The organism is Phycicoccus elongatus Lp2, from assembly GCF_000367525.1.
Lineage (GTDB): Bacteria > Actinomycetota > Actinomycetes > Actinomycetales > Dermatophilaceae > Phycicoccus_A > Phycicoccus_A elongatus.
Genome location: NZ_HF570956.1, coordinates 1,483,060 through 1,490,557, shown reverse-complemented (window position 1 = coordinate 1,490,557; position 7,498 = coordinate 1,483,060). Strand labels below are relative to the sequence as shown.

9 protein-coding genes are annotated in these 7,498 nt (G+C 69.1%); 4 read left to right on the top strand and 5 right to left on the bottom strand.

Annotated features, from left to right (window positions below; translation table 11 throughout):
- Positions 1–208 precede the first annotated feature (208 nt).
- Positions 209–814 carry a DUF4126 domain-containing protein gene (locus BN10_RS07020; protein WP_010850518.1) on the top strand — a complete coding sequence of 202 codons (606 nt, stop codon included), beginning with the start codon at positions 209–211 and terminating at the stop codon, positions 812–814.
- A gap of 12 nt (positions 815–826) precedes the next feature.
- On the opposite strand, the gene BN10_RS15685 is transcribed toward BN10_RS07020, so the two are convergent.
- The gene (locus BN10_RS15685; RefSeq protein WP_051369642.1) at positions 827–1,465 is read right to left on the bottom strand and encodes a TetR/AcrR family transcriptional regulator; all 639 of its coding nucleotides are present in this window, start codon (positions 1,463–1,465) and stop codon (positions 827–829) included.
- A gap of 133 nt (positions 1,466–1,598) precedes the next feature.
- On the opposite strand from BN10_RS15685, the gene BN10_RS07010 reads away from it, so the two are divergent.
- Entirely contained in the window at positions 1,599–1,784 is a 186-nt protein-coding gene (locus tag BN10_RS07010; protein ID WP_010850516.1) for a hypothetical protein, read from the top strand.
- A 17-nt stretch (positions 1,785–1,801) separates the two neighbouring features.
- On the opposite strand, the gene BN10_RS16805 is transcribed toward BN10_RS07010, so the two are convergent.
- On the bottom strand, positions 1,802–1,957 hold the full coding sequence (locus BN10_RS16805; RefSeq protein ID WP_010850515.1) for a hypothetical protein: 156 nt from the start codon (positions 1,955–1,957) through the stop codon (positions 1,802–1,804).
- A gap of 68 nt (positions 1,958–2,025) precedes the next feature.
- Between BN10_RS16805 and BN10_RS07005 the strand changes: the two genes are divergently transcribed.
- Entirely contained in the window at positions 2,026–2,814 is a 789-nt protein-coding gene (locus tag BN10_RS07005; protein WP_010850514.1) for a CPBP family intramembrane glutamic endopeptidase, read from the top strand.
- 34 nt (positions 2,815–2,848) lie between these two features.
- Here BN10_RS07005 and BN10_RS15680 read toward each other — a convergent pair whose 3' ends face one another.
- Positions 2,849–3,811, bottom strand: coding sequence for a helix-turn-helix transcriptional regulator (locus BN10_RS15680; protein ID WP_010850513.1), 963 nt, complete (start codon positions 3,809–3,811; stop codon positions 2,849–2,851).
- A gap of 95 nt (positions 3,812–3,906) precedes the next feature.
- On the opposite strand from BN10_RS15680, the gene BN10_RS06995 reads away from it, so the two are divergent.
- Complete coding sequence (locus BN10_RS06995) at positions 3,907–4,581, top strand: TIGR03086 family metal-binding protein (RefSeq protein ID WP_010850512.1); 675 nt, start codon at positions 3,907–3,909, stop codon at positions 4,579–4,581.
- A gap of 136 nt (positions 4,582–4,717) precedes the next feature.
- Here the strand turns inward: BN10_RS06995 and BN10_RS06990 are convergent, their stop codons facing one another.
- Positions 4,718–5,461, bottom strand: a complete 744-nt coding sequence (locus BN10_RS06990; protein WP_040752859.1) for a succinate dehydrogenase/fumarate reductase iron-sulfur subunit — start codon at positions 5,459–5,461, stop codon at positions 4,718–4,720.
- Between the two features lie 32 nt (positions 5,462–5,493).
- Positions 5,494–7,491, bottom strand: coding sequence for a fumarate reductase/succinate dehydrogenase flavoprotein subunit (locus tag BN10_RS06985; protein ID WP_010850510.1), 1,998 nt, complete (start codon positions 7,489–7,491; stop codon positions 5,494–5,496).
- Positions 7,492–7,498 lie beyond the last annotated feature (7 nt).

Here is a 7,498-nt window from a genome sequence, read left to right as displayed (position 1 = left end):
CTCCTGGCCGGGTACACCTAGGCGGCGACCACCGGCTCGCCGGCACGGGTTTCCGGGAGCCGGCCCCGCGGCATACCGGCAGGGCTGAGGACAGCCTGTGACCGTGGCTCACCCCGGGCCGGGCGTGGCGGGATTACCCTGCCGAGTGGGCGACGTTCACCTGATCGCTCGGTCACTCCTGTGACCACCTGCATCGAAGGGATCACTCGTGATCGCTGCCCTGACCGGGATGGGCCTGTCCGCCGCCGCGGGCCTCAACGCCTACATCCCCTTCCTCATCGTGGCGCTCATCGCCCGCTTCACCGACCTCATCACGCTGCCCACGAGTTTTGCCTGGATCGAGTCGTGGTGGGCGATCGGGATCGGCTCGATCCTGCTGATCGCCGAGCTCGTCCTCGACAAGATCCCGGCCATCGACACCGTCAACGACACGATCCAGACCTTCATCCGCCCGAGCATGGGTGGCCTGATCTTCACCGCCACCCAGTCGGCCGAGTCCCTCGACTCCAGCCAGTGGATGAAGGACAACCCCTGGGTCGGCATCGTGCTCGGCATCCTCGTCTCGGGCCTGGTGCACACCGGGAAGATGGCGGCCCGACCCGTCATCAACGCCGGCACGGTGGGGGCGGGGGCTCCGGTGGTCTCGACGGTCGAGGACGGCGCCTCGATCGGGCTCTCGCTCATCGCGATCTTCCTGCCGATCCTGGTGATCCTCGCCCTGGTGCTCATGGCGTGGCTGTTCATCTGGCTCTGGCTCAAGGTGCGACGTTGGCGCCGCAACCGCGACAGCGGGTTGCATCCCGACTACGCCTGAGGCGCCCCGCCGTCAGGCCAGGGGTGTGAGGACGAGCAGCACCGCGTCGGTCAGGTATGCCGCGCGCTCGGCTCTCGCCGGTCCGTCTCCGGCGCCGTGCGTGAGGCCGCCCAGCAGGATGCCCTCGAGGGCTGCGACGAGTCCGTCGGCCCGGCCGCGGCTGCACTCCTTGCCCGAGCCGGCGGCAATCTCCGCGACGACGTCGACCAGACCGGCGCGCCACTGAGCCAGTGCGGCGCCGAGTTCGGGCTGGCGCAATGCCTCGAGACCGAGCTCGGCCTGGGTGACGACCAGGCCCGGCTCGTCGAGCCATCGCTCGAAGAGGGCCACCACTTCACCGACCACCGCGTCGGCGCGCTCCTGGCCGTCGGGATGCCTGGCGTGGACCACGTCGAGACGGCCTCCGAGGTCGAGGACGCTGACCCGCAGCTGATGCCCGATGTGCTCGGTGAGGGCGCCCAGGAGAGCGACCTTCGTCCGGTAGTAGGACGAGCAGCTGCCCTCGGGCAGACCGGCGTCGGCGTCCACGGCTCGGTGCGTCAGGGCCCGCAGTCCGCCTGCTCCGACCACTCGCTGCGCGGCGCTCACGAGCTCGAGCCGGCGCCCCGCATGGGGTGGCGTCGGCGCCGTCGTCGTGCTCGCTGCGGTCATCGCCCACATTCTGCCTCCGCCCTGTCGTCAAACCCAGGGTTCTGCGTGAGCCGGCAGCGGGGGCTTGACATGGTTTCTACATCTGTAGATACTACAGATGTAGAAACGCCACCACTCAACAGAGGAGAACGCCATGCTCACCGGAGCCGACAACGTCATCACCTTCTTCCAGGTCCTCATCGCCCTGGGCAGCGTCGCCCTGCTGCTCGGCCTCGGTGTCGTCGTCCGCGACCTCGTCGCCACGCAGCGCCCGCGTCGTCTCGCCCGTCGCGAGTCAATCCCGGCCTACTACCTGAGCGGCCACGCCTTCGCCCACTGAGGGACGCGCGGCTCGACTCAGGGACCAGCCGCCAACCGGTGGTATGCCGCGCCCCACCGCAGGTGGTCACGCAACGCCGGGATCGTGGTCGCCTCGTCGATGACCACGAGTTCGATGCCCACCATCTCGGCGACGTCGCGCAGTTCCTCGGTGCCCGCCTGGGCCGAGAGCACCGCCCAGCGGCACGAGGTCGCAGCCGGACGAGGCCAGCCGTCCCAGTGTCCCGACCTACAGTGACCCCGTGACGACTGTGAGCCAGGCCCCCGGACGGCGCGGGCTCCTCACCGAGACCTGGCTCGTCCTGGGCGTCTCGCTCGGGGCGTCGGCGATCTGGTCCATCCTGCGGATCATCGAGCGCCTCACCCGCGAGGTCGCCCTGGGTCAGCAGACCTCGGCCCTGAACTCCTCGGTCACCCCGGATCGCCCGTGGCTCGACCTGGCCTACCAACTCGTCGGCGTCGCGCTCGGCGTCATCCCCGCCTTCCTTGCCCTGCACCTGCTCACGACGCGACCGGGGCCGGGTGCGCACGGTGAGCCCGCGGCATACCGGATCGTGGGTTTCGACCTCCGCAAGCCGGTGCAGGACCTGCTGCGTGGCGCCGGCCTCGCGACCGTCATCGGGGTGCCGGGGTTGGGCCTGTATGCCGCAGCCAAGGCCATCGGGCTCAACACCACCGTCGCCGCCGCGAACCTCTCCGGCGCGTGGTGGACGATCCCGGTGCTCATCCTGGCTGCGGCCCAGAACGCCGTGCTCGAGGAAGTCGTCATGGTCGCCTACCTCTTCGGTCGATGGGCCCAGGCCGGCTGGACGCAGTGGACGGTCATCGTCGTGAGCGCCCTGATCCGCGGGAGCTATCACCTCTACCAGGGCTTCGGTGGGTTCGTCGGCAATGCCGTCATGGGCGTGATTTTCGGCTGGATCTACACGCGGACCAAACGGGTCATGCCGCTCGTCGTCGCCCACACCCTGCTCGATGTCGTCGCCTTCGTCGGCTATGCCCTGCTCAAGGACCACCTCTCCTGGCTGTGACGGCGTTGTTCCCGGATGCCGCGGTTGTTCCCGCTCACGCGCCTCCGTAGCGCGCCAGGTTGTGCCGTGAGACGTCCAGCACGGCCTCGATGAGCGCAGGTGGGTCGACGATCTCGGCCCGCTCCCCCACGCCGGCAAGCATGGCGGCGGCAGCCTCCAGACGGTCGCAGTGGGCGGTGATCTCCTGGCGACCATCCGCCAGGGTCGCCATGCTGGTCACCCGGCCGACGGTGGACACGACGTAGCTGACGATCGGGGCCACATCGCTGGTCGCGCGCAGGATCACGCGATAGTCCTTCTGCTCACGCATGTCGGTGCGAGCCCGTTCCCAGGCTTCGCGCAAGGTGATGCCCGGCGGATCGAACTCCCGGCCGGAGTCGGCGATCGCCCGGACCCGGTCGACGCGATAGGTCCGCTGCTCACCGGTGTCGTCCTTGAGCGCCACGAGATACCAGGTCCGGCCACCGAGGACGAGACCGAGGGGTCGCACCCGCCGCAGGCGGCCTCGCTCCCCCCGCGCCCGGTATTCCACGTCGAGGACGGTATGCCGTGCGCACGCCGCCGCGAGCCGCGGCAGCAGGGCTGGGGGCTCCACGGGCTCACCCCAGCCCTCCGGGGCGATGAGCAGCCAGTCTGCGAGGTCCCCGACACCGCGGGCGGCGTTGTCAGAGAGGACCGCCTCGAGTTTTCTTCGGGCAGAACGGAACTCGGCGCCACGACCCAGAGCATCAGCGGCCGGCTCACCCCCGGGCACGAAGAGGACCGTGGACTCACCTTCGGTGAGACCAGCCGTCTCGGGCCGATATCCGGGCAGCAAGGAGAAACCGCCGAGGCGACCGTGCTCGGCATACACCGGCACGCCGCTGGCCGACAGGTCATCGAGGTCCCGCAGGACGGTCCGCTTGGACACTCCGAGGCGGCGCGCGAGGTCCGTGGCGCTGAGCCGCTCGTGGCGACGGAGCAGCGTGACGAGGTCGATGAGCCGGTCTGCCCGCATGGAGGGAGATTCTCCCAGAAACAGTGACAGAGGATGTCACCTTTTGCGGTTCACCCTGAAGGGGTCAGCATCCGCACCACCTCGAGGAGTACCCGATGAGCACCACCACGGCCCCCGCGGCCCCCACGACCCCCACGACCCCGGACCTGCGCGAGCCGCTCTTCGCGGCCCAGGCCTGGGCAGCGACCATCGTCGAGAACGTCCGCATGGACCAACTCGACGCCTCGACCCCGTGCCGTGACTTCGACGTCAGAGCCCTTCTGGCCCACATGTCCACGGTCGACACCAAGATCATCGGCTTCGCGACCGACCACCGCGATGTCCTGCGTGACCATGACGCGACCCCTGCCGAGCAGGCTGCCGCCGCCGAGGCCTGGGCGGTCGAGCACGTGGACGACCGGACCCTTCAGGAGGTGGCCTGCGCGATCCGCGAGAAGTCGGCCAGTGCCCGCACGGTCTGGACCGATGACGTGCTGGACACCCCGATCCAGCTCGGCTGGGGCCCGATCCTGCCCGGGAGAATCGTGACCGGCATCTATGTCATGGAAGTCCTCACCCACGCCTGGGATCTGGCGATGGCGACCGGCCAGCCGAGCGAGGCACCGGGTGGACTCGGGACGATCGGCCTGGCCGCCGCGCGCGCCAGCCTGCCCGACGACATGCCGCGCGGGATCGCCCATGGCGTGCCCTTCGGCCCCAAGGTCGTGTCGGCCGCTGGTGCCGGACCCACCGAGGCCATGGTCAACTGGACCGGCCGCTCCTCACGGTGAACCCAGGGCCGCGGGCGGAACAACCGCGGCAGACGGGAACAACGCCGACACGGTTGAGCGGGCGGCACACCAAGCTTTCGGTATGCCGCCCGCTCACCTCACCGCGGGAAGAACCGCGGCCGTTGCAACAACGCCGTCAGCCGCCCTGACGCATCGCCGTCCGGAGGTCCTTGTTGAGGGTGGAGATGACGTCCTGCGGGATGCCCTTGGGGCAGGCGACCGAGCAGGCGCCGGTGTTGGTGCAGCCGCCGAAGCCTTCGTGGTCGTGCTGCGAGACCATCGACACCACCCGGGCCCACCGCTCGGGCTGGCCCTGCGGCAGTTCGCCCAAGTGGGTGACCTTGGCGCCCATGAAGAGCATCGCCGAGGCGTTCGGGCAGGCGGCGACGCAGGCGCCGCACCCGATGCACTCGGCGGACTGGAAGGCGCGGTCGGCCTTCTGCTTCGGCACGGGCGCGGCATTGGCCTCAGGGGCCGAACCGGTGTTGACCGAGATGAAGCCGCCGGCCTGGATGATCCGGTCAAAGCTGCTCCGGTCGACGACCAGGTCCTTGATGATCGGGAAGGCGTCGGCACGCCACGGCTCCACCGTGATCGTGTCGCCGTCCTTGAAGGAGCGCATGTGCAGCTGGCAGGTCGTCGTCTTCTCCGGGCCGTGCGCGTGGCCGGAGATCATCAGGCCGCACATCCCGCAGATGCCCTCGCGACAGTCGGAGTCGAAGGCGATCGGCTCCTCACCCTTGGCGTTGAGCTGTTCGTTGAGGACGTCGAGCATCTCGAGGAAGCTCATGTCCGGGCTGATGTCGCTGACCTCGTAGGTCTGCAGGTGTCCGCGATCGGAGGGCCCGTCCTGGCGCCAGATGCGCAGCGTGAGGTCCATGTTCTTGGGGTCGCTCTTGGTCGAGGTGGCCATTACTTGTAGCTCCGCTGCTTGAGTTCGATGGCTTCGTAGACGAGGTCTTCCTTGTGGAGCACCGGGGCACCCATCGTCGAGCCCGGCTGGTTCGGGTCGCTCTCGCCGTCGCCGAACTCCCACGCCGCGACGTAGAGGAACTGGTCGTCGTGGCGCAGCGCCTCACCATCCTCGGTCTGGCTCTCCGCCCGGAAGTGTCCACCGCACGACTCGGCCCGGTGGAGGGCGTCGATGCACATGAGCTCACCGAGCTCGAGGAAGTCGGCGACGCGGCCGGCCTTCTCGAGGCTCTGGTTGAGGGTGTCCGCCGACCCGAGGATCTTGACGTTGCGCCAGAACTCGGCGCGCAGCCCACGGATGAGGTCGATGGCCTTGAGCAGCCCCGCCTCGGTGCGCTCCATGCCGCAGTACTCCCACATGATGTTGCCGAGCTCCTTGTGGAAGGAGTCGACGCTGCGCTCGCCCTTGATCGCGAGGAGGCGCTTGGTGCGCTCCTCGACCGCGGTGCGGGCCTCGACGACGGCCGGGGCGTCCTCGGACACCTTGGGGAAGGGGCCCTTGGCGAGGTAGTCGCGGATCGTGTTGGGGAGGACGAAGTAGCCGTCGGCCAGGCCCTGCATGAGGGCCGAGGCCCCGAGCCGGTTGGCGCCGTGGTCGGAGAAATTCGCCTCACCGGTGACGAAGAGCCCGGGGATCGTGGACTGCAGGTCGTAGTCGACCCAGAGGCCACCCATCGTGTAGTGCACGGCCGGGTAGATGCGCATCGGCGTCTCGTAGGGGTTCTCCCCCGTGATCCGCGCGTACATGTCGAAGAGGTTGCCGTACTTCTCCTCGACGGCCTTCTGGCCCAGGCGCTTGATCGCGTCGGCGAAGTCGAGGTAGACGCCGCGACGGAAGTCGCCGACCATCGGGCCGACGCCCCGGCCCTCGTCGCACATGTTCTTGGCCTGGCGCGAGGCGATGTCACGCGGCACGAGGTTGCCGAAGGCCGGGTAGATGCGCTCGAGGTAGTAGTCGCGGTCGGCCTCGGGGATCGTGCGCGGGTCCTTCTCGCAGTCCTCACGCTTCTTGGGCACCCAGATCCGGCCGTCGTTGCGCAGCGACTCGGACATGAGCGTGAGCTTGGACTGGTGGTCACCGGACACCGGGATGCAGGTCGGGTGGATCTGCGTGTAGCAGGGGTTGCCGAAGTAGGCGCCCTTGCGGTGCGCCCGCCAGTTCGCCGTGACATTGGAGCCCATGGCGTTGGTGGAGAGGAAGAAGACGTTGCCGTAGCCGCCGGAGGCGAGGACGACCGCGTCGGCGAGGTGCGTCTGGATCTCGCCGGTCACGAGGTCGCGGGCGATGATGCCTCGCGCGCGCCCGTCCTCGACGATGAGCTCGAGCATCTCGTGCCGCGTGAACATCTCCACGGTGCCGGCCGCGACCTGCCGCTCGAGCGCCTGGTAGGCGCCGATGAGGAGCTGCTGGCCCGTCTGGCCCCGCGCGTAGAACGTACGGGAGACCTGGACGCCACCGAAGGAGCGGTTGTCGAGGAGGCCGCCGTACTCACGGGCGAAGGGCACGCCCTGGGCCACGCACTGGTCGATGATGTTCGCGCTGACCTCGGCCAGGCGGTAGACGTTCGTCTCGCGCGAGCGGTAGTCGCCGCCCTTGACCGTGTCGTAGAACAGCCGGTAGACGGAGTCGCCGTCTTCCTTGTAGTTCTTGGCCGCGTTGATGCCGCCCTGGGCGGCGATCGAGTGGGCCCGACGCGGGGAGTCCTGGTAGCAGAATGACTTCACGTGGTAGCCGGCCTCGCCGAGCGTGGCGGCCGCCGCGCCACCGGCCAGGCCGGTGCCCACGATGATGACGGACAGCTTGCGGCGGTTGGCCGGGTTGACCAGCGCCGCGTCCATCTTGCGCTTCTCCCACATGCCCGCGACGGGGACCTTGGGGGCCTTGGTGTCGGCGATCTTCTCGCCCTCGGTGTAGACGCCGTGGATCAGGTCGGTCATGGGGTCC